This window comes from Mesorhizobium sp. P3_A8, from assembly GCF_056402995.1.
The window spans coordinates 105201-126993 of the sequence record NZ_JBFUGI010000002.1 but is presented as its reverse complement, the minus strand read 5'-3'; the positions used below and the strand labels follow the sequence as shown (position 1 = coordinate 126993).

21 protein-coding genes and 1 riboswitch are annotated in these 21793 nt (G+C 63.7%); of the genes, 12 read left to right on the top strand and 9 right to left on the bottom strand.

From position 1 onward, the window contains the following. The first annotated feature begins 10 nt into the window (after positions 1 to 10). From AC1DX4_RS04660 to AC1DX4_RS04630, 7 genes are all read left to right on the top strand, one after another. Positions 11 to 1528 (top strand): sugar ABC transporter ATP-binding protein, encoded by a 1518-nt coding sequence (locus AC1DX4_RS04660; protein WP_477219220.1) that lies wholly within the window; start codon positions 11 to 13, stop codon positions 1526 to 1528. Beyond that, positions 1528 to 2577 carry an ABC transporter permease gene (locus AC1DX4_RS04655; RefSeq protein ID WP_477219219.1) on the top strand — a complete coding sequence of 350 codons (1050 nt, stop codon included), beginning with the start codon at positions 1528 to 1530 and terminating at the stop codon, positions 2575 to 2577. The genes AC1DX4_RS04660 and AC1DX4_RS04655 overlap by 1 nt, the downstream gene beginning before the upstream one ends. Positions 2578 to 2650: 73 nt before the next feature. Then, positions 2651 to 3640, top strand: coding sequence for a substrate-binding domain-containing protein (locus AC1DX4_RS04650; protein ID WP_477219218.1), 990 nt, complete (start codon positions 2651 to 2653; stop codon positions 3638 to 3640). A 251-nt stretch (positions 3641 to 3891) separates the two neighbouring features. After that, a riboswitch (cobalamin riboswitch) is annotated at positions 3892 to 4097 on the top strand. Positions 4098 to 4119: 22 nt separating this feature from the next. Then, positions 4120 to 4584, top strand: a complete 465-nt coding sequence (locus AC1DX4_RS04645) for a DUF1636 family protein (RefSeq protein ID WP_477219217.1) — start codon at positions 4120 to 4122, stop codon at positions 4582 to 4584. Next, positions 4581 to 5369 (top strand): ABC transporter ATP-binding protein, encoded by a 789-nt coding sequence (locus AC1DX4_RS04640; protein WP_477219216.1) that lies wholly within the window; start codon positions 4581 to 4583, stop codon positions 5367 to 5369. Before AC1DX4_RS04645 ends, AC1DX4_RS04640 begins: the two co-directional genes overlap by 4 nt. 47 nt (positions 5370 to 5416) lie before the next feature. Then, a complete protein-coding gene (locus AC1DX4_RS04635) occupies positions 5417 to 6364 on the top strand; it encodes an ABC transporter substrate-binding protein (protein WP_477219215.1) in 948 nt (315 codons plus the stop codon). Continuing rightward, entirely contained in the window at positions 6364 to 7413 is a 1050-nt protein-coding gene (locus tag AC1DX4_RS04630) for a FecCD family ABC transporter permease (RefSeq protein ID WP_477219214.1), read from the top strand. The genes AC1DX4_RS04635 and AC1DX4_RS04630 overlap by 1 nt, the downstream gene beginning before the upstream one ends. A gap of 15 nt (positions 7414 to 7428) precedes the next feature. Here the strand turns inward: AC1DX4_RS04630 and AC1DX4_RS04625 are convergent, their stop codons facing one another. From AC1DX4_RS04625 to AC1DX4_RS04600, 6 genes are read right to left on the bottom strand one after another with little or no spacing between them, the layout of a single operon-like run. After that, positions 7429 to 8364: a phosphatidate cytidylyltransferase gene (locus tag AC1DX4_RS04625; protein WP_172230092.1), complete on the bottom strand. Its 936-nt coding sequence runs from the start codon at positions 8362 to 8364 to the stop codon at positions 7429 to 7431. After that, positions 8364 to 9026 (bottom strand): lysophospholipid acyltransferase family protein, encoded by a 663-nt coding sequence (locus AC1DX4_RS04620; protein ID WP_477219213.1) that lies wholly within the window; start codon positions 9024 to 9026, stop codon positions 8364 to 8366. Before AC1DX4_RS04620 ends, AC1DX4_RS04625 begins: the two co-directional genes overlap by 1 nt. After that, the gene (locus AC1DX4_RS04615; protein ID WP_477219212.1) at positions 9023 to 9466 is read right to left on the bottom strand and encodes a hypothetical protein; all 444 of its coding nucleotides are present in this window, start codon (positions 9464 to 9466) and stop codon (positions 9023 to 9025) included. Before AC1DX4_RS04615 ends, AC1DX4_RS04620 begins: the two co-directional genes overlap by 4 nt. Then, positions 9463 to 10803 (bottom strand): phosphatase PAP2/dual specificity phosphatase family protein, encoded by a 1341-nt coding sequence (locus AC1DX4_RS04610; RefSeq protein ID WP_477219211.1) that lies wholly within the window; start codon positions 10801 to 10803, stop codon positions 9463 to 9465. Before AC1DX4_RS04610 ends, AC1DX4_RS04615 begins: the two co-directional genes overlap by 4 nt. Before the next feature lie 13 nt (positions 10804 to 10816). After that, a complete protein-coding gene (locus tag AC1DX4_RS04605; RefSeq protein ID WP_477219771.1) occupies positions 10817 to 12601 on the bottom strand; it encodes a bifunctional alpha/beta hydrolase/class I SAM-dependent methyltransferase in 1785 nt (594 codons plus the stop codon). A gap of 39 nt (positions 12602 to 12640) precedes the next feature. After that, entirely contained in the window at positions 12641 to 13285 is a 645-nt protein-coding gene (locus AC1DX4_RS04600) for a CDP-alcohol phosphatidyltransferase family protein (protein ID WP_477219210.1), read from the bottom strand. 204 nt (positions 13286 to 13489) lie between these two features. Between AC1DX4_RS04600 and AC1DX4_RS04595 the strand changes: the two genes are divergently transcribed. The 3 genes from AC1DX4_RS04595 (at position 13490) to AC1DX4_RS04585 (ending at position 16989) form a co-directional block, all read left to right on the top strand. Next, the gene (locus AC1DX4_RS04595) at positions 13490 to 13969 is read left to right on the top strand and encodes a MarR family winged helix-turn-helix transcriptional regulator (protein WP_477219209.1); all 480 of its coding nucleotides are present in this window, start codon (positions 13490 to 13492) and stop codon (positions 13967 to 13969) included. Next, the gene (locus AC1DX4_RS04590; RefSeq protein WP_477219208.1) at positions 13966 to 15144 is read left to right on the top strand and encodes an HlyD family secretion protein; all 1179 of its coding nucleotides are present in this window, start codon (positions 13966 to 13968) and stop codon (positions 15142 to 15144) included. Before AC1DX4_RS04595 ends, AC1DX4_RS04590 begins: the two co-directional genes overlap by 4 nt. A 309-nt stretch (positions 15145 to 15453) precedes the next feature. After that, on the top strand, positions 15454 to 16989 hold the full coding sequence (locus AC1DX4_RS04585; RefSeq protein WP_477219207.1) for a DHA2 family efflux MFS transporter permease subunit: 1536 nt from the start codon (positions 15454 to 15456) through the stop codon (positions 16987 to 16989). A 75-nt stretch (positions 16990 to 17064) separates the two neighbouring features. Here AC1DX4_RS04585 and AC1DX4_RS04580 read toward each other — a convergent pair whose 3' ends face one another. Beyond that, entirely contained in the window at positions 17065 to 17577 is a 513-nt protein-coding gene (locus tag AC1DX4_RS04580; protein ID WP_477219206.1) for a CAP domain-containing protein, read from the bottom strand. A 79-nt stretch (positions 17578 to 17656) separates the two neighbouring features. Next, the gene (locus AC1DX4_RS04575; RefSeq protein WP_477219205.1) at positions 17657 to 18880 is read right to left on the bottom strand and encodes a TadE/TadG family type IV pilus assembly protein; all 1224 of its coding nucleotides are present in this window, start codon (positions 18878 to 18880) and stop codon (positions 17657 to 17659) included. Positions 18881 to 19173: 293 nt separating this feature from the next. On the opposite strand from AC1DX4_RS04575, the gene AC1DX4_RS04570 reads away from it, so the two are divergent. Both AC1DX4_RS04570 and AC1DX4_RS04565 read left to right on the top strand, forming a co-directional pair. Next, complete coding sequence (locus AC1DX4_RS04570) at positions 19174 to 19998, top strand: DUF2189 domain-containing protein (RefSeq protein WP_477219204.1); 825 nt, start codon at positions 19174 to 19176, stop codon at positions 19996 to 19998. Positions 19999 to 20096: 98 nt separating this feature from the next. Beyond that, the gene (locus AC1DX4_RS04565) at positions 20097 to 20966 is read left to right on the top strand and encodes a dienelactone hydrolase family protein (protein ID WP_477219203.1); all 870 of its coding nucleotides are present in this window, start codon (positions 20097 to 20099) and stop codon (positions 20964 to 20966) included. Positions 20967 to 20989: 23 nt separating this feature from the next. On the opposite strand, the gene AC1DX4_RS04560 is transcribed toward AC1DX4_RS04565, so the two are convergent. After that, positions 20990 to 21622 carry a LysE family translocator gene (locus AC1DX4_RS04560; protein WP_477219202.1) on the bottom strand — a complete coding sequence of 211 codons (633 nt, stop codon included), beginning with the start codon at positions 21620 to 21622 and terminating at the stop codon, positions 20990 to 20992. Between the last annotated feature and the right edge of the window lie 171 nt (positions 21623 to 21793).

Below are 21793 nucleotides of genomic sequence, written 5' to 3'. Positions count from 1 at the left end.
TGAGGTCAATATGAGCGCGCCGCTGCTTTCCGTCACCGGCGCGGTCAAGCGCTTCGGCGGCGTCCAGGCGCTGCGCGGTGTCGACTTCGACCTCAAGGCGGGCGAGATCCATGCCCTGCTCGGCGAAAACGGCGCCGGGAAATCGACGCTGATGAACCTGCTATCGGGCGTCTACACGCCGGACGAAGGCACCATCCACATTGATGGCAAGCCGGCCACCTTCAACAATCCGCGCGAGGCACAAGCGGCCGGCATCGCCACCATCTTCCAGGAGCTCGACCTGGTGCCGACGCTCGACGTGGCGGCCAATCTGTTCCTCGGCCGCGAACTGATGCGGCCAGGCGGTTTCCTCGACGTGCCGGCGATGCGCAGCGAAGCCCGCAAGCGGCTGGAAGCCATCGAGTTGGCCATCGATCCGGCCAGCATGGTGGCGAACCTGTCGATTGGCCAGCGCCAGGTCGTGGCGATCGTTAAGGCGCTGTCCTACGCTTCGCGCGTGCTGATCATGGACGAGCCGACGGCGGCACTGACGGTTGGCGAGGTCGACAGGCTGTTCGACATCATGCGCAAGCTCGCCGCCAGCGGCGTCGGCATCGTCTACATCTCGCATCGCCTCGAGGAGGTGCCGCAGATCGCCGACCGGGTGACGGTGATGCGCGACGGCCGTGTCGCCGGCGTCACCGAGCCGCACGCGCCGCAGGCCGAACTGGTTCGGCTCCTGGTCGGACGGCCGCTGGACGAGCTTTATCCCGAACGCTCAAGGACGGCCGGCAAGACGCTGCTCAGCCTGCGCGACGCGCGCTTCAGGCTCGCCCATGAAAGCGCCGGATGGCAGCCGCCGGCCGGTATCTCGCTCGACGTCAAGGCGGGCGAGATCGTCGGGCTGGCCGGCATCATGGGGGCAGGGCGCACCGAATTGCTCAGCGCGCTCTATGGCACCGGCCTGTCCGGCCGTTGGGAAGGCGAGGTCGCCATCGACGGCCAGCCGGTAAGGCTGGATTCGATCAGGGCGGCCCGCGCGGCCGGCATCGCCTTTGTCACCGACGACCGGCGCGGCAGCGGCCTGATGCTCAGAATGGCGGTTGGCCTCAACCTCGTCATGTCTGTCATCCGCCGCATCTCGCCCTTCGGCCTGATGTCTCAGCGCCGCCAGGCGGATGCAGTGAAGCAGTCCTTCGGCCAGTTCGATATCAGGCCGAAGAATCCCGACATCGCAGTCGGCGCGCTGTCGGGCGGCAACCAGCAAAAGGTGGTGCTGGCGAAAGAAATCCTCGGCAACCCCCGGCTGCTGCTGCTCGACGAACCGACGCGCGGCGTCGATGTCGGTGCCAAGGGCGAAATCTACGCGCGCCTGCGGGCGCTCGCCGCGCAAGGGCTCGGCATCCTCGTCGCGTCCAGCGAGATGCCGGAACTGATCGGCCTGTGCGATCGCATCGTGGTGCTGCGCCAGGGGCGCAATGTGGCGGAATTCATCGGCGGCGTCGACGAGCACACGGTGCTGGCCGCGGCAAATGGCAGGGAGGCCTGATGTCTGACGAAAAGATTTCGGCGGCGCAGGCCCCGGCAGCGCCCGCGCCAAAACATCGCGATCCGCTCGCTTTGGTGGTGCGCTTCCAGAGCCTGATCGGCCTGGTCGTGGTGGCGATCGGCGGCATCATCTTCTCGCCGCGCCGGCATGGCCAGATCCTGTTCCTCGATCCCGACAACATCGCCAACATCGTGCGCGCCGTGTCCGAGACCGGCATCATCGCCATCGGCATGACCTTCGTCATCATTACCGCCGGCATCGACCTGTCGGTTGGCGCGGTGCTCGGCCTGTCCAGCGTCGTTACAGCATCGATGATGATCTCCGGCGGTTTCGGGCTCATTCCCACCATCCTCGCGGTGCTGGTCATGGGCATCGTCTTCGGCGCCATCCAGGGCACCATCTCCACCCGCTTCCGGTTGGAGCCGTTCATCGTCACGCTCGCCGGCTTGCAGGCCGCGCGAGGTCTCGCTCTGGTCGTCTCGGGCAACCAGTACATCAACATTTCCTATGGCGACGGGCCGGGCCTGGCGCCGCCGGTGTTCGCTATCCTCGGCGAGCGTCTGTTCCACAACACCGTGCCGGTCGCCACCATAGTCTTCATCGTCTTTGCCGCGATCGCAACGATCGTGCTCAACACCACGCGCTTCGGCCGCTATGTCTTTGCCGTCGGTGGCAATGAGCGCGCGGCGCGCATTTCGGGCGTGCCGGTGTCGATGGTCAAGATCTCGGTCTATGCCATCACCGGCTTTGCCGCCGCCCTTGCCGGCATCGTCCATGCCGGCCAGTTCAATTTCGGCAGCGCCAATGACGGTATGGGCTACGAGCTCACCGCGATCGCCGCCGTGGTCATCGGCGGCACCAGCCTGTTCGGCGGCGCCGGCTCGATGGTCGGCACCGTGGCCGGCACCATCATGCTCGGCGCGCTCGCCAACATTCTGCAGCTCAACAACATCACGCCCGCCATGCAGTTGCTCGCCACCGCCGCGATCATCGTGCTGGCGGCAGTGCTTCAATCCCTCGTTCGCCGCCGCGAGGGTTTGGGTCGTTAGGAGGAAGACGGCAGCATTTGGAAGGCAGTCAACCAAGGTCTGGCCCCCCGGCCCGACGAGGAGGAGAGTAAGTATGAAAACCACAAGACAAGGAACAAGGCGCGCGCTTCATGCCGTGCTTCAGGCAGGCGCCGGCCTGTGCATTGCCGGAGCCGCCCAGGCCGCCGAGCCGCTGGTCAAGGCCTGCGCCAAGGACGGCCAGTTCATCATCGGCTTTTCGCAGGCGAACAATGCCGAGCCCTATCGTCAGCACGTCAATGACGAGCTGACGGCGGCGGCCAAGGAAGTGCCGGGCTTCACGCTGCAGATCGCCGACGGCGCCGGCAACGTCAACACGCAGACCTCGCAGGTCGACAATTTCATCACCCAGAAGGTCGATCTCCTGCTGATCTCGCCCTTCGAGGCGGCGCCGCTGACGCCGGCGGTGAAGCGCGCCATGGATGCCGGCATCCCGGTCATCGAACTCGACCGCAAGACGGTCGGCGATCCTGGCAAGGACTACACCGCCTTCATCGGCGGCGACAATTACAAGATCGCGCTCGAAGCGGGCAAATACACCGCCAAGACCTTGCTGCCGGAAGGTGGCGAAGCGGCCGTGCTGGAAGGTCTCCCGAGTTCGACGCCGGCCGTAGAGCGGCTGAATGGCTTCAAGGACGGCGTCAAGGAGAATGCCAAGATCCAGGTCGTTGCCGAGCAGGCTGCCGACTGGGTGCCGGATAAAGCCCAGACCGCTTTCTCGGCCATGTTGCAGGCGCATCCCGACATCAAGGTGCTCTACGCCTCGAACGACATGATGGCGGCCGGCGCGCTGCTTGCCGCCAAGGGCGCTGGCAAGGACGTCAAGATCATCGGTACTGATGGCTTGCCAGGCCCGGCCGGTGGCATCGAGGCCGTCGCCAAGGGTGACTGGGCGGCGACCTTCACCTACCCGACGGGTGCGAAGGAAGCGATCGAGATGTCGAAGAAGATCCTACTCGATTGCGCCACTTCGGTGGATACGACGGTCACTGTCGAGACGACGGCGATCACGCCCGAGAACGCCAAGCAGCTGTCAGGCAAGTAAGCGCGTCTGCCTGCAGACTATCCGATCCGGGGCGGGGTTCACGCGAACTCCGCCCTGTCTGCGTCCGCAACCTTCAGCGATAGTTCGAAGGGTTGTGGCAAGGGATTGACATCGACAAAGAAAACCACCTAAATCGTTCTGTTATTACATTACAGATGGAGATATCGCACGCCTCTAGCTGACAAGCTGCCGGTGCCGCGATGGTGACAGGTTCAGTCGAAAAGAATCGTTGCGATGCGCTCGGGGCAAATCTACGGTGGCCCCGTGATGGTCCCCGCGCCGAAAGGCAAGGGGTGAAAAGGGAACACGGTGAGACCCTCAAAGGTCGAGACCGTGGCTGCCCCCGCAACTGTAAGCGGTGAGCAAGATCCGATATGCCACTGGCCGGCAAGGCTGGGAAGGCAGGATTGAGCCGAGACCCGCGAGCCAGGAGACCTGCCATCACTGAGTTGACCGGACGGGGTGTGCCGGGAGGAAACGTGGACGTCGGTCTTGTCGGCCGGCTCGCCAACATCCTTCCGTCGCCAGTTTTGGAAAGTGACGGAAAGTTGGACGGCGCCATCCATCGCATCATCGTGTGCACGCTTTGCCGTGACGTCCCGACAGGGATCAGGTCGGGCGAAAGCCTTTGCGCGGATTTGCGGTCCCGGCTCTCAGCCCACCACGAGCCCGTGGTTGCGCATGGCTTCACGATCGAAGGCGTCGAGTGCATGGCGGGCTGCGCGCGGCCGCTGACGGTGGCCTTCCAGGCGCCGGGCAAGGCCGCCTATCTCTTCGGCTCCATAGACGCGGAGGCCGACGCCGGCGATCTCGTGCGATTTGCCAGGCTTTACGCCTCGCTAGCCGACGGCTGGTGCAATTCCGGACAACGCCCGCCCCGACTGGCCGGCAAGACGCTGGCCCGCATCCCGGGATCGGGCAAGCCTGCGGGGGACAGCCGATGACAATGCCGCTTCTCGAAGCGCGCGACCTCGGCGCGACGGCCAACGGGCGGGATCTGGTCCATGCGGTCAGCCTGTCGGTGGCATTAGGCGATCGCCTCGCTATCATCGGCCCCAATGGCGCCGGCAAGACCACACTGCTGCGCATGCTGTCGGGCATGCTCAAGCCTAGCTCCGGAGAGGTGAAGCTCAGCGGGCGCCGCCTGGACAGGATCTCGACCGCCGAACGGGCGTTGCACATAGCCGTCGTCGGCCAGACCGACCAGCCTGATCCGCGACTAGCGGTGATCGACTATGTCGAGCTTGGCCGCGTCCCGCATGCCGGCCTGAGGCGCAGGAGCGAGGAACGCGACATTGTCGTCGATGCGCTGCGCCGGACCGGGCTGTTGCCGCTGCTTGGCCGCAGCATCGGCTCGCTGTCGGGTGGGGAACGCCAACGCGCCCAACTGGCGCGCGCCATCGCACAGCAACCGAAAGTGCTGTTCCTCGACGAGCCGACCAACCATCTCGATCCGCGCGCCCGCGGTGAGCTTCTCGAACTCGTGGCCGGCTTCGGCATGACGGTTATCGCCGTGCTGCATGATCTGGCCCTGGTGGCGCCCTTCGCCACCAGGGTCGCGGTGATGCACGAAGCCCGGCTGCATGCGCTGGCCGCCCCGCGCGAAGCGCTGACCCAACAGCTGATCCGCGAGATTTTCGGCGTCGACGTGTTTCGCCTGCGCCATCCCACCGAGGACCGCGAACTGACGGTGTTCGATGTTCCGAACCGCGCCGCGCCGCCGTCCTGATCGACCCCATTCCTCATCCGACACTGTTCAACCAAGGAGCAAAATCCGTGAAACGTCTCTCACTGTCGCTCGTCTTCTCGCTGCTGGCCTCGACGGCCTTCGCCTTCCCCGTCACCGTCGACAGCTGCGGCAAGCAGTTGACCTTCGACGCGCCGCCCAAGCGCGCCGTCATCCACGATCTCAACATGGCCGAGATGGCCTTCGCGCTGAAGCTGCAGCCGTCGATCGTCGGCCTGACCGGCATCACCGGATGGTACAAGGTCGGCCCCGAATTCAAGGCCGAGCAGGGTTCCATTCCGGAACTGGCGCCAAAATATCCGACGCTCGAGAACCTCGTCGCGGTCGAGCCCGATTTCTTCTTCGCCGGCTGGTACTATGGCATGAAGCCGGGCGGTGACGTGACGCCCGACACGCTCGCCCCGCACGGCATCAAGACGCTGGTGCTGACCGAAAGCTGCGTCCATCTCGACAAGAACCGCCCCGCCGCCTCGATGGACCTTCTGTATGGCGACGTCGAAAAGCTGGGCAAGATTTTTGGCAAGGACGCCGAAGCCGAGAAGCTTGTTGCCGGCTGGAAGTCACAGCTCGCTGATATCACCGCCAAGGTCGGCAGCGCCAAGGGGACGCGGGTGTTCCTCTATGATTCCGGTGAGGACAAGCCGTTCACCGCCGGAAAATTCGCCATTCCCAGCGCCATGATCACCGCCGCCGGCGGTGACAACATCATGGCCGACATGGACACCAGCTGGGGCAACACCGATTGGGAAACCGTGGCGTCGCGCAATCCGCAATTCCTCATCCTGCTCGATTACCAGGATGGTGGCGGCTACAAGAAATTGCTCGATTTCCTCAAGGCCCATCCGGCGATGAAGGAAACGGATGCGGTCAAGAACGAGCGCTTCGTGGCCCTGCGCTATGCCGAGCTGACACCCGGACCGGCGAACATCGAGGCGATCGCCAAGATCGCCAAAGCGATGCATCCGGAAGCGTTCTGATGCTTCTTGCCCCAAGGCATGGATCCGCCGCGCTCTCGGGGCACAAGGCATTCGCGCTGGCGATGGCGGCGGGCGCGGTGGCGATCGTCGCCCTCGTGCTGCTGTCGATCGCCTATGGTTCGACGCTGATCCCGCTGACCGACGTCATCGCCGCACTTGGCCATGCCGTCGGGTTGAATGAGCACCAGGTGTCGGACCCGATCGGCAAGATCGTCGTTGACCTGCGGCTGCCGCGCACGATCCTCGCGGTCTGTGTCGGTGGCGGCCTCGGCATAACAGGCGCACTGTTGCAGACGGTGACCCGCAACGATCTTGCCGATCCGTTCCTGTTCGGCCTGTCCTCGGGGGCTGCCGCAGGGGCTGTTTCCGTCATCACCGTCTTTGGTGACAGTTTTGGCATCTGGACCTTGCCGGTCGCGGCCTTCACCGGCGGCATACTGGCCGCGAGCATCGTCCTGCTGCTGGTCGCGCGGGTGAGGGGGCAGGGGCCGGAACGGCTGATCCTGGCCGGCCTTGCAGTCTCCTTCCTGTTCACGGCATTGACCAACTATCTGGTGTTTGCCGGAGACCAGCGCGCGGCCCACTCGGTGCTATTCTGGACGATGGGCGGGCTCGGGCTGGCGCGCTGGGACAATGTCTGGCTGGGCGCACTGGGCGCCGGCACGATCGCGGCCTACGGGTTGTGGAACCACCGCAGGCTGGACGCCTTCCTGGCCGGTGAAAGTGCCGCCGAAAGCCTTGGTGTGCCGGTGGCGCGGATGCGCAGGACGACGTTTCTCGTTGCCGCCTTCTCGACGGCAATTCTCGTCTCGGTCGCCGGTGTCATCGGCTTCGTCGGGCTGATGATCCCGCATCTGTCGCGGCCGCTGGCCGGTCCCTTGCATCTGCGCCTGATCGCAAGCTGTGCGCTATTCGGGGCGGTGCTCTTGCTGGCAAGCGATCTTCTGGCGCGAACCTTGCTGCCGCCGCAGGAGCTGCCGATCGGCATCATCACCAGCTCGCTCGGCGCCTTCTTCGTCGTCACGCTGGTCATGCGAAACCGGCTCTGACTGCGCTAGGCCGGTTCAGACGGTCCAGAAATAGCGTACGATGTGAAAGAAGATCGGGGCGGCGAAGACCAGGCTGTCGGTGCGGTCCATCATGCCGCCATGGCCTTCGATGAGATGGCCCCAGTCCTTGACGCCCTGGTCGCGCTTGATGGCCGAGGCCACCAGCCCGCCCAGAAACCCCATCGAACAGGCGACGAAGGCCACGCAAGCCGCCTGCAACGGCGAGAACGGCGTCACGAACGACAAGAGCGCGCCGAGCAGGCTCGCCGACACCACTCCGCCGATCAGGCCTTCCCAGGTTTTCGACGGCGAGACGGTCGGCGAGAAACGGTGTTTTCCAAACAGCTTGCCGAAGATGTATTGCAGCACGTCGCTGCCTTGCACGACGATGATCAGGAAGGCGATCAGCAACAGATTGCGGCCCTCGAAGCCGGGCACGTCGAGCGTCAGCAGCGCTGGCACATGGCTGACGCAGTAGACCGAGATCATGACCGCCCATTGCTGCGCGGCGATCCGCTCGAGAAAGCGTTCGGTGTCGCCATGCAGCGCGGTGATGGCCGGCATCAGCAGGAAGCAGTAGACCGGAATGAAGATGACGAAGAGCCCGTACCAGGCGGTCCACACCAGCCAGTATTGAAACGGTATGATGATGCCGAACATGCCAAGCAGCACCCAATGGTCGCTGCGGCTTGTGTGCGTCAGCGTGACGAATTCGCGCAGCGACGCGAAAGAAATCAGCGCGAACAGGATGGTCATGCCGTAGCGGCCGAAGAAGAAGGCGACCGTCATCAGCGCCACCATCACCCACCAGGCGTTGATGCGTTGGGTGAGATTGACCAGCGTCGAACTCAGCGGCTTCGGCGCCCGCGCCGAAAGTATGGCGGCGACGATGCTGGCGGTGGTCAGCACCACCAGCAGGCCGATGATCAAAATTGAGATGTCGTGGCGCATCAATCGTCTCGTTCAGGGCGCGGGTTAAGCGCCAGGAGCGTGGCGTGGGCTCGGTCGAGAAAGGCGCGGCGCTCCTCGCCCGGTGCCACCGTCACTGGCGCGCCGAAGACGACGCGGCACAGAAGCGGAACCGGCAGGAACTGGCCCTTGGGCAGCACGCGCGACATGTTCTCGATCCAGCACGGAATCAGCTCGACCTCCGGCCGCGCCATCGACAAATTGTAGAGCCCGGAGCGGAAGGCCAGCAGCGGCTCCTCGGTCATGTTGCGGGTGCCTTCGGGAAACAGGATCAGCGAGTGGCCCTGGTCGAGGACCGACAGCATGATCTCGATCGGGTTTTCCTCGGGCTTCGTCCATTGCCGGTTGATGAGCACGGACGACAGCATGTCCTGCGCGATGAAGCGGCGCAGCCGCGATTTTCCCCAATACTCGCCGGCCGCCACGGCATGGGTGATCGCGCGCTCCTTTTCGCTGAGGCAGGCCGACAAGAGGATGAAGTCGCCATGGCTGGTGTGATTGGCGAAATAAATGCGCTGCCGGTCCGACGGCAGGCTGCCGTTCCAGATCGGACGCACCCCGGTCACCACCCAGGCCAGCGCCGAGAGGCCAACGGAGGTTACCGTCTGCAGCAAGGTGAAGGTCTTCAGCGCAAGCTTGCTCATCGCGGCGCCCAAAATCCGGCCGCCAAAAGCATCGCCACGAACAGGCCAATGGCAATGCGTTGCCTGGTGAGCAACCGGCGCGTACCGGCCATGCGGTCGTCGAGCGAACGTGTGGAGGGCGGCAGCGGCTTCAGGCGCATGCGTGCCAATATATGATCCACCGCGGCGCCACCGGAAGCCTCGTCATCATGGTTGGCCATCAGCCGGAACAGCAGCGCGTCGAATGCCAGCAGTGCCGACAGCGCCAGCACGGCAACTGCGCTCGCCGCGGCGAGCGACAGCGCGACGGCCGCGGGCCAGGTCTCGAAGGCGCCGCGCGACCAGGCGGCCAAGGGCGCGAGAATGTTTGCGGCAACCACGAGTGCGGCCGGCCACGCGGCTTGCCGCATCAGCATGCGGGCGAAGCGATCGGTGCTTTCCTGATAGGCATTGCCGGTCATGACGCCGCCCGCTCCGTGGCCTCGGCAAGATGAACCGGCCGGCCGGCGGCTGTCAGCATCTCGCGAGCCTGGGCCGGTGTCTTGGCTCTGCCGGTTGCCACCAGCCATTCGGCGACAACGCCGGCGCTGCGCTGGAAGCCGAGCGCGCAGCAGACAAGCACCGTGCCGTCGCGGCGCGCTTTCTCCAGCGCGCCGGCTGCCTGCTGCTGCATCATCACGGGCGGCGGCAACAGGTCGACCATCGGCAAGCTGATCCAGCGGCACGTCGTTCCCGCCGGCCTTTCTAGTTCGGCGGCGAGGTCGATGACCGTGCCGAAGCTGTTGGCCTCGCTTGCCGCGGGAAAGCGACCGAGAAAGACGCCGTCGGCCACCGCGACCTGGGGAGCAAGATCACGCGTCCAGGCCCATATGTTTGCCCTGGCGCCGAGACGGTAGGGCAAGAGCAGGACGCGGCTGGCGAGCGTGATGCTGCCATCCGCGGATTTCTGGAACATCTTGGCGCCGGCTCCGGCGTAGGCGAAGGCGACGATGGCCAGCGCCAAAGCTGGCCAAAGCAGGATGAGTGCGACGGCAGAAAGGAAGGCGCCGAGCGCGGCACCGACCAGCGCAAGGACGCTGCCCAGCGCATAGAACAGCGCCAGCCGACGGGCTTTCGCACCGCTGGTCAGTCGGGCGCCTGAAAACGGCAATGCGCCGCTGCGCGGAAACAGCCAGAGCGCGAAAAAACCGAGCAGCGCGCCAGTCGGAATGTCGATGAAATGATGCTGCCATGTCGTCAGCACCGAAGCGCCGATCAGGAAGCACCAGACATGCCAGAGCGACAGGAGAAGGCCGCCGAGCCGATGGCGCCAATGGTCCCAGATGATCACCAGCAGGGCGATGTGTAGCGACGGCGCCTGGTTGAATGGCTTGTCGAAGCCGCCAAGCACGGCAAACATGAAGCCTGGCAGACCGGTCGTTGGCGGTCGCACGAACGTCGCGGTCAGCGGGAACAGGATGAAGCAAGTGACCGCGACGAGCTGCGCGGTGAGAAAGCGGCCGGCGAGGCGGTCGACCCCTTGCCGGGTATCATTGAGCAGCAGCGATAGCCCATAGAACAGGTTGATCGACCAGTAGGGCACGATGGTCCAGGCGACGAACGGGATGCTGTGTTCCCAGGAGAACACGATGCTGCCGACATCGTCACGCCGCGACGCCAGCCAGTTGGCGAATCCATAGGTCAGGTAGAAGAACGGCGCCAGGAAAGCCAGCCACAGCGCTGCCCTGACGACCACCCGGCCATAAGGTTCGGCGGCTGCGATGGCTGCGGATTGCGAGGCCTCGGGATCGGTCGGCATGCGGCGGCTGGTCCTACAGGCGCCGCGCGACCGAGACGGTGAAGATGCCCCATTGGTCGATGCGCTGGTCGAGTTTCTCGAAACCGGCGGCCTCGACGAGCTGGTCCATTTCGCCTTGCGTGCGCCGGCGCATGACCCAGGCCTGGCCGCCGCGATGCGAGGTCAGGCTGCGCGCGATCATCTCGAGCTGCGGATGCCAGGGCTGGTTGGTGTAAAGCAGCAGGCTGCCCGGCAGCATGGCGCGGGCCAGTCCACCGAGCGAGCGGGCGATCATCGCATTGTCAGAGAAAAGTTCGTAGAGGCCGGAAACGATGGCGAGGTCCGGCGCCGGATCGATCGCGGCGAGCATGCCGGCATCGAAAGCGTCGGCGCGCTGGAACGTGATGCTGGCCGGCAATTGCCGCTCGGCGATCAGCTTGCGGCCGAGCCCGACATTGAGGTCGGAATAATCCTGCAGGCGCACGCTTGCCGGCTGGTCCGGGCTCTTCACGATCGCATCGAGAACATAGCGGCCGTGGCCGGCGGCGATGTCGAGGATGTTTGCCGGCCGGCCGGCGGCCTTGAGCGTCGCCAGGCAAGAGCCGATCAGTTCTTCCAGATGCAGCTTGCGCTGGCGGATGCCGCGCCAGCCGATGGCCTCCAGGAAGATGCGGTCGACGAAGCGGCCAAGAGGTGTGAGACCCCGCGCTTCGTTCTCATAGACATAGTCCAGCGTCGAGCCGGAATCGAAGCCGGTGGTGACGCCGGCCTTCATGCCCGACGAGACCCAGGCGCCCATGCGGATGGAGGCGCGGCTGAATGCCCAATAGAGGCCCTTGGGCGACAACAGGTCGAGCGGCGAGGCGAGCCTGTCGGCTTCGTCGCGCGTGTAGCCGGCGATATCGGCCTGCTTCAGGTCGACCGGTGCGTCCGGTGCCGTGAACTGCCTGGCCAGGAAGGGCCGGATCAGGTCGAGGGCCTGCGCCCGGTCGCGCTCGCCCAGCGTGTCGTGGAAGAAACCCGGCAACACATGGCGCTCCTTGGTCCGGCTGCCGAGATTGACGAAGAATTCGTGCTGCGGGCCGTGGCGCACCACCCAGTCGCTTCCCGAAAGCAGAAGCTGTGTCGGCACGGTGATGGCGCGGGCGTCTGCGACGATACGGGCGGCGTGCTGGTAGAGCTCGACCAGGATGTTGGAGGCGATCGGCCGCGTGATCAGCGGGTCGCTCTCGAAAGAGGCGATGCGCACGGGATCATGGGTCAGGAATTTCGCCTTGACGTAGGAGTTGACGAAGAAGCGGCCCTTGACCTTTTGCCAGAGCGCGATGCCCTCCTTGGCGAAGGGCACGTAGAGCTTGACCGAAAAGGCCGGCGAGGCCAGCACCATGGCACGCAGCTTCGGCGCGTAGTCGTGCACCCAGGCGGCGGCAAGCACGGCGCCGAAGGACTGCGCGATCAGCGCGACATCCTGTGTGGCGAAGCCATCCCTGGCGGCGATCTCGCGCATGAAGCAGTCGATGTCGCGCACCAGCGCCGAGAAGGACGGAGCATAGCCGCGTTCGCCGGACGAACGGCCGTTGCCGCGGGCATCCCAGGCATAGAAGGCGTGATCCGGCATCTGCAATTCGTCGACGAGATGAGCCATGCGGCCGCCATGTTCATGGCCGCGATGGAAGAGCACCACCGCGCCCTTGGCACCTGCGGAAGCCGCCGGCCAGAACCGGTAGAAGATCTCGGTCCCGTCATGGCTGTGGAAGACACGCTCTTGCGCTTGCCGGCCAAGGCTTTCGGCCGCCGCTGCGGCGATTGTTTCGTGCATCATTGTTTTCCCCTCAGGCGGCATGGCGAGCCTCGGTGCTCAGCTGGCGCTGCCAATAAGGCCGGCGCGTATCCGGTTTATGGCGGTCAGCAGCGAAAGCGTTGCCATGGCCGGAAACACAAGCGGCGCGATGGACGTCGGCCACAGCCCGGCGGCGCACAGGACCGCCACAACGCCCAGCGCCAGCGCCCTGTCGCTCTTGCCGAACGGCCCGGCATAATTGCGCCCGATGCCGGCGGCGATGCCGAGCACGCCGGTGAACTCGGTCAGCACCGCGGTGATGGCGAAGGCAATGACACCCCATTCGCTGAACAGCGCAAAGGCTGCGAAAGGCAGGATCAGCGCCAGGTCCGAAACGACATCGCAAATCTCGTTCAGATACATGCCGAGCGTCGAAGCCTGCCCGTGTTCTCGCGCCAGCATGCCATCCACGGCATTGAGCGCCATACGCACGAACAGCACCACGGGAATGAGCAGCAGCGGCCAGCGCCATTCATGCCAGATCGCGATGGTCGCCCCGGCCGCGATCGACATCAGGGCCGCCAGCATGGTGATGCTGTTGGCGGTGATACCGATTGCCGCCAGCCGGTTGACCAGCGGCCGCAATCTTCCCTGGAAAGCCGGCTTGAGCGCATAAAGCGTCGGCATGGCGTCGATCCCCCGATCCTTCCTGCGGCTGTACATGAATATGTCACAAGCGACCAGCGGCCGCTGCGCCCAAATGGGCACCTCTCAGGGCTCGCATCTTGATGTGGCGGGTCTTGGAGCGCCCACCAGTTGCCAGCATCGTCCCCGAAGCTTTCACCAATCACAACGGCATGCACATTTGCCGGCTCTCGAACAACGCAGCGGCTTGAATAGTAAGCACGCTTATTATATATACCGCTCATGGTTTCAGATGGCATCGACAGACTGGGATTTTTGATCCACGACGTGCAGCGCTTGATGCGCAAGCGTTTCGAGACGCGCGCCAGCGGGCTTGGCCTGTCCTCCGCGCAATGGCGCCTCATGGTGCGTGTCGCCAAGGAGGAGGGCGTCACCCAGGCGCGGCTCGCCGAATTGCTCGAAATCGAGCCGATCAGCGTTTCGCGGCTTGTCGACCGGATGGAGGAGGGCGGCTGGATCGAGCGCCGCGCCGACGCCGCCGACCGTCGTGTGCGCATGATTTTCCCGACCGCCAAGGCGAGCGCTGCCTATGCCGAGGTCAAGAGCCTCGCCGGCGAAGTCTATGAGGAATCGCTCGTCGGCGTTTCGCCGGAGGACCGTCGCGTCCTGATCAGGGCGCTCGATGCGATGGCGCAGAATCTCGCCGACGGCGATACCTCGTCCTCGGACAAAGTCCAGCCTACGAAAGGCGCAGCAGCATGAACGCGGTAGCCAAGGTAGACGAAAACGCCGCCAAGGTGGAGATGGAAGCGCCGGCCCAGCCGGTTGCCGCTCCTGTCGCGGTCGCTCCTCCCGTCCAGCCGGTCCCGGAGCCGAAGAAGAAGCGCCGCATAGGCCGCTTCTTTTTGATGTTTGCCTTGCCGGCGGTGCTGATTATCGGTGGCGGCTATGTCTGGGTGACCGGCGGCCGCTATCAGGAGACGGAGAACGCCAATCTGCAGCAGGCCAAGGTCTCGATCGCCTCGGATACCGCCGGCCGTATCGTCCAGGTTGCCATATCGGACCATCAGATGGTCAAGCAGGGCGACCTTCTGTTCACCATCGACCCCGAGCCTTACCGGATCGCGCTTGCCCAGGCCGATGCCGCGGTTGCCGGCGCGCGCCTCAATGTCGAGCAGCTGCGCGCCGCCTATAGCCAGTCGACGGCGCAGGAAAAGTCCGCCAGCAGCGAGGTCGACTACGCCCAGTCGCAATATGATCGTGCCGCCGATCTCGCCCAGAAAGGCATCAACGCCAAATCGTCGCTGGATGAGGCCCGCAACGACCTCGACAAGGCAAAGCAGCAGGTCACCGTGGCCCAGCAAGGCATCATCAGCGCCAAGGCCGCGCTCGGCGGCAACCCCGACATCGAAACCGACAAGCACCCGACGGTGATGGCCGCACTCGCCGCGCGCGACAAGGCCGCCTACGACCTGGCGCAGACCACGGTGAAGGCGCCCGCCGACGGCGTCATCTCCCAGGCCTCCTCTTTCAAGGTCGGCCAGTTCGTCGGCTCCGGCACGCCGTTGTTTTCGCTGGTCGAGACCAACGACACCTGGATCGATGCCAATTTCAAGGAAACCCAGCTCACCAACATGAAGCCGGGCCAGAAGGCCGAGATCGTCGTCGATACCTATCCAGGCAAGACTTTCGAGGCGACGGTCAAGGCGATCGGTGCGGGAACGGGCGCGGAATTTTCGCTGCTGCCCGCCCAGAACGCCACCGGCAACTGGGTCAAGGTCACGCAGCGCATCCCGGTGCGCCTGGAACTGACCGATCCCGACGCCCGGATGGCGCTGCGGACCGGCATGAGCGCCAGCGTCACCGTAGATACCGGCATTGCCCGTGGTTTTCCCGCCATATTCGGTCACGCCACGGCTGGCGAGGCCGCGCAATAAAAGTCAGTGGAAGCCCGCACAGACCAGCGGGTGGAAGCGGATAGCAGGATTGGTCTGATGGGAGGAGTGGCAAGGATCAGCGCTTGGTTCGAGCCGCACTGCGGCCTGGCTAAAATCTGAAATCTTCGACACGGACCCCTCGGTCCTCATGTTTCCGGGCGGCAGGCATCCGCTCATCAGAGACTTTCAGTCGATGTAACCCCCACATCGATACTCGCGTCCCACCGCGATGAAGGTCTCTCAACGGAAGGCTTTGCCGCCCGGAAACCCTGTGTACACGCTTTTGTTACCGGCTGGAAGTTCCGCATCATGAGCACGCCCGAACCTTTCAAGGAAGTGCCGCATCGTGGCCTGATCACGGTTGCGCTGATGCTGGCGACCGTCATGCAGGCGCTCGACACCACCATCGCCAACGTCGCGCTGCCGACCATGACAGGCGATCTCGGGGCCTCTCCCGACAATATCAACTGGGTGCTGACCTCCTACATCGTCGCCGCTGCCATCATGACGCCGGTAACCGGCTGGCTCGCCGACCGCTTCGGCCGCAAGGAATTGTTCCTGACGACCGTGGTCGGCTTCACCGTCTTCTCCATGCTGTGTGGCTTGGCATGGAGCCTTGAAACCATTGTGCTGTTCCGGCTGATGCAAGGCGTGTTCGGCGCCGCCATCGTGCCGCTGTCGCAGACCTTCCTGCTCGACATCAACCCCAAGGAGCGTCACGGCCAAGCCATGGCCATCTGGGGCGCCGGCATCATGCTGGGACCGATCCTGGGCCCGACGCTGGGCGGCTGGCTGACCGACAATTTCAACTGGCGCTGGGTGTTTTTCATCAATCTGCCGGTCGGCATCGTCGCCTTCCTTGGCATGGCCGCCTATCTACCGGCCGTTGCCCGGCGCGTGCGCAGCTTCGATTTCTTCGGCTTTGCCATGATATCGCTCGGCGTCGGCGCGCTGCAGCTGATGCTCGATCGCGGCGGCGAGGTCGATTGGTTTTCCTCGGTCGAGATATGGATCGAACTCGGCTTGGCCCTCACTGGCTTCTGGGTGTTCGTCATCCATACAGTGACGGCAGACCATCCATTCATCGATCCGAAGATCTTCCTCGACCGGAATTTCGTGACCGGCCTGGCGTTCATCTTCGTCATGGGCGTGCTCATCCTGGCCTCGATGTCGCTGCTGCCACCAATGCTGTCGACCATTTTCGGCTATCCGACTGTCACCATCGGTATCGTCATAGGTCCACGCGGTCTCGGCACGATGATTTCGATGCTCGTCGTCGGGCGGCTCATGAATAGGATCGACGCCAGAATTCTCGTCGTCGTCGGCTTTCTGCTGACCGCGCAGTCGCTCTACACCATGGCGAGCTTCACGCCGCAGATGGACAACTGGCTGATCCTCAGCTCCGGTGTGATCCAGGGCCTGGGCATGGGAATGGTGTTCGTGCCGCTGTCGACGGTCGCCTTCGCCACGCTTGACGCGCGCTTCCGCACCGACGCAACCTCGTTGTTCAGCCTGGTGCGCAATCTTGGCTCATCGATCGGCGTCTCGGTCGTGACGGTGCTCTTGGTGCGCAACACGCAGATCAACCACGCCGAGCTTTCAGCCTTCATCAACCCGTTCAATCCCAATCTCTGGGCGGTCTCGCCAGCGGCGGCGGGCGGCGATCCGATGGCGCTGACGGAGGTCGATCGCATGGTCAATCTCCAGGCGATGATGATCTCCTATGTCAACGACTTCAAAATGCTGATGGTGATGACGCTGGTTGCCATCCCGTTCGTCTTCCTGCTGCGCAAGCCTGCGCGGGCGCCAGCCGGCGGTGCGGCACCTGCGGCGCATATGGACTAGGCAGGCACTGTCGCTTGAGTCTCCGTGGCAAGACGTGAAGGAATCAAGGCGACGAGCAGACGGGGCCGGGAAGCTTTATTTGCCGAGAACCAGTGACCAATAGCGCAGCTTGGGGTCACGCCCGTCGCGGACATAGGCGAGCCCGAAGCGGCTGAAATCCGGATCGAGTATGTTGCGCCGGTGGCCCTGCGAATGCATCCAGATGTCGAACAGTTTCTGCTGGTCGAAGCGGCCTTCGGCGATGTTCTCGGCTGCGGCCCCCCGCACGCCATTATCCTTCATGCGCGAGGCGAAGTCCTTGCCCCAGCCTGTCGTGTGGCTCATGCGCTCCCGCGATGCCATGTAACCGGCCTGCTGCAGCGCCGCCTGCTCGAGCTGGGTGTCCGGCGTCAGCGGGCCGAGCCCGGCCGTCGCGCGCAAGCCCGCCAGAGTAGCAGTCGCGGAGGACGAGGCGCCCGCACCTTCGCCCGTCGGTACAGAGACGGTGCTGCAGGCGGAAAGCACGGCAATGGCGCAGAGGCCGGCGGCCTTGAGCATCGTGCGTCTGTTCAGCCCGGCTGGTTGCATGTCGAGTTTTTCAGCTGTCATGCCTGTCTGACATAGTCGAGATCATGGCTTTTGCCGGGCAGGGCGGTGAAAATCTGAGATCGAAATGGGGATTAACCGCTTAGTTCACAAGCGTGATGAAGCGGCCGGCATACATCTCGCGATTTCCAAACACGGCCGTGCAGTCGGTTTTGATGGATGAATTTCCGGTCATCTGCACGGTCAGGCCGACAAGCCTTAGACAGTCGCCCTGACCGCTCATATCCGAGTTGCCGGCAAAGGAAATGGCCGCGTCAGGTGCATAGACAAACCCGCTGATCACGGAATTTGCACCGCCATTCAGCGTCAAGGCCGATGTGTTGCCGTGGTTCTCGAAAATGGTGATGCCGGCGTAGGGACCGCTGGTGGGCGGGGAAAGGTTCACCTGCTCATTGGCATTTATATAGATCTGCGAGCCCTCCATCAGGAATATGGTCACGCCCTCGCCGGTCAGGCTGCCGTTGCCGCCCGGTTTTAGGGTGGCGCCGCGCAAGATGTAGACGCCAGGGGTGAGCGTGATGTTTCCCGACAAGGTCTTGTCGCAATAGGTTCCGGGCGACAGCGTGTAGGTTTTGCCCTTCGGAACCGGCAGGCACAATGTGTAGGCGGGAGGGACAACATCCGCCAGAGGATCGAAGGACGCATATTGATGTTCGAGCGGGGCTCCGCAGCTGAGATTGGCGCTGGGCGGCAAAAGCCCGGAAGTGCCGCCGACAGTTGAGACGCAGCCCGCCGAAACCTGCGCGGAACCGCCTCTGCTGACGGCATCGGACGCATCCGAATTTGCCGCGATCACGCAGTTGCTCATAGAGACATCGGTCGAGCCCTGCAGGCTCACGGCGGCCGACGCATGTGGATCGAGCGCCAGCACGCAGGCCTGCGCACCAGGGTTCATCTTGACCGTGGCCGAGCGGTGAGCTGGCCAGGGGGCCGCGCCATTGATGAAGCTCGGATGGTTGATGCTTGACGAAAGCGAGATGTAATAGGCGCTCGGGTCGCCGCTGGCGGTCGCCGAAAAAGCGGAGACGCTGTCTGAATATTCCTGCTGGTCGGCGACGCTCATATTGGCCGTAAAGAATGTCAGCCCAAGCCCCTGGACATCACCCGCGGTCATGCTGGGGAGGTACTTTGTGCCGACGGCAAGCCCAGCCGCGTCCAGCGAGTTCTGCAATTGCGCGGCGTCGTCGCTCGTGCCCGTCAGATCGATCGTGCCGGCCACGACAACCATTATCGGCAGCATCGCTATGGCCGTCGCCATGGCAAAATTGCCGCGCTCCGAAGGCCAGAAGCCCTGCAATCTGAACATCGCCCCTCGCCAAGGTTTGTAATGCTCAGGTGATACGCCTGGGGTCTCTATGAGCTATTTAAGCAATAGCTAAAATGCATAGATTCTAAAATGAAACTCGACGGTTCGCCAACGAAGGTCTCCCAGCACACCTAATGAGAGGCGATAGTCAGAGATGAACACGACAACGGCTGATTCAAACCATTGACGCGGCGACAATCGCCACCAGATTTGTTATCGTCACTCTCGTTCTTACAGTGGCAGCTACGGGCGGCCTCCAGGCGGTGACCGCCCCGACTCACGGGAGGAAGGTTATGGCCAGCTTTCATGTCATGGCGGACGCACACGGGATGCACGTGCAGCCAACGGTCCGCCATCTCACCACGTCGGATCTCTGGGACGCGCTCAAGCTCGGCGCCGAGGATTTCTGGGCAAAACCGTCCCACTACGTGTTCCTGTGCCTGATCTACCCGGTCGTCGGGCTGATCCTGACGCAGTGGACCTCGGGCTCCAATGCCATCCAGCTTGTCTATCCCTTGATGTCGGGCTTCGCTTTGGTCGGGCCTTTTGCGGCGATCGGTCTCTACGAGATCAGCCGCCGGCGCGAGCTCGGCATGAACACGAACTGGCGCCATGCACTGGATGTGCGCCGTTCCCCGGCGCTGCCGTCGATCGCGGTCATCGGCATCATGCTGTTTGCGCTGTTCCTGCTGTGGCTGTTCACCGCCCAATCGATCTACACCAGCCTGTTCGGCGACCAGCCGCCGGCTTCGATCGGCGCCTTTGTCCGCGACGTGCTGACGACCGGCAAGGGCTGGACCTTGATTGTGCTTGGCAATGCGGCCGGTTTCGTCTTTGCCGTGGTGGTGCTGGCGACAACAGTGATCGCCTTTCCGCTGATGCTTGACCGTGATGTCGGCGCTGTCTCGGCAATCGAGACCTCGGCCCGCGCGGTGATGGCAAACCCGCTGCAGATGGCGCTGTGGGGGCTATTGGTCGCCGTGCTGCTGGTGATCGGCTCGATCCCGCTGTTTGCCGGGCTGGCCATCGTCATGCCGATCCTGGGTCATGCCACCTGGCACCTCTACCGCAAGGTGATCGAGCCGGCGCAGATCCGGCCGATCCGCCGGCCGATGTAGGGAGCCATATCGTTCCGGCAACGCAGCAGACGAGCAAGTCTGCGCCCACCAAAGCTGCGGATGTGTTGGGCGCTGCGGCCAAATGGCTGGACCTAACGATGGCGTGCAAGATGCTGGCGTGCTTGAAAAAAATTGTTTGGCTGACCTGTTTTGGCATTGTAGGGCACCTCAATGCGGCGCTCGCCGATGCCAACCAGCCGGTGCAATTTGAAAGTGCGGCGATAGCGCCGACGCCATTTCAACAACGCATTGCACAACAAAACGGGCAAGTGCTCAAAGCTGTACCCGGCACGCCATTGATCGGGTATCTGACACGACCGCCGGGTGACGGGCCGTTCCCGGCTATCGTTGTTCTCCACGGGTGTACGGGTCTATTTCCAAGCGTAAGGAAAACCTGGTCCGAGCGGTTGTCTTCCTGGGGTTACGTCGTCCTCTTTGTCGACAGCTTCAGCACGCGAGGCATCCACGAGACGTGCGATCATCGCGGCTTGCTTGCTGATCGCGTCTATGACGCCTATGGCGCTCTGGAGTTCCTGTCGAAATTGAGTTTTGTCGACCCGCAACGCATAGTCTTGTCGGGGTCCTCTGCTGGTGGGACCACAACGCTCGAGGCCGTGCAAGCTGGGGGCGCCGAGCGGCTCATGGAGCGCAAGTTCAAGGCGGCGATTGCCTACTATCCGAATTGTTCGGCGGCGAATGGCGACATGTCGGTGCCGACCTTGATCCTGATCGGCGAGCTCGACGATTGGACCCCTGCCAAAAAATGCCAGGAGATGATGGCTGAGCGCAGCGGCAAGGGCAGCGCCGTTCAACTAGAGGTCTTCAAGGGTGCCCGTCATGCATTCGCCTCTCCGGGATTGAAGACCGGCACCGAGGCCTATGGTCACAGGATGGAGTACAATCCGGCTGCGGCCGATCAATCCGTAAGCGATGTCCGTGCTTTCTTGAAAAAAGCCTTCAGCGGCTAAGAACGAAGCTCGGCGCTTGGATATCAGCGCTGTGCGTCGGTCGCCATCTTCAGCGCCAGCGCCGTCAGCACGCCTCCCATCATCCAGCGCTGAATGACCAGCCACAATGGCCGTCCGGCAAGGAATGTGGCGATCGAACCGGCTGTCACGGCGATGATGGCATTGACGGTCAGGCTGATCGTGATCTGCGTCGCGCCCAGAACCAGCAGCTGCGACAGGACATGGCCTTTGCCGATGCTGATGAATTGCGGCAGCAGCGACAGATAGAGCACCGCCACCTTGGGATTGAGCAGATTGGTCATCAGACCCATGGCGAACAGCTTGCGCGGCCCGTCTTTCGGCAGGTCGCGAACCTGGAACGGCGAACGCCCGCCCGGCTTCACCGCTTGCCAGGCAAGCCACAAGAGATAGAGCACGCCGGCAAAGCGCAGCGCGTCATAGGCATAGGGCACGGCAAGCAGCAGCGCGGTGATGCCGAACGCCGCCGAAACCACATAGAACAGGAAGCCGACCGCAACCCCGCCAAGCGAGATCAGTCCGGCCCTCGGCCCTTGCGACAGCGAGCGCGAGATCAGGTATATCATGTTCGGGCCAGGCGTCAGCACCATGCCGAGGCAGACCAGCGCGAAGGCGAGATGGTTGGCGGTATCGGGCATTGTTCGTCCCCCAAGCTTTGTCGCCAAGCGTGCCGCGATGATGTGCGATCCTGCGGGCGGCCAATATGTGCCTGTCACGGCAGGTAGCCGCAAGGGCTTGGCGGCGCCAGGCGTTGCGCCAGAGGAGCCGTTAATGCATGTCGCCCAAAAGTGACCTCGGTTTTAGGAGAA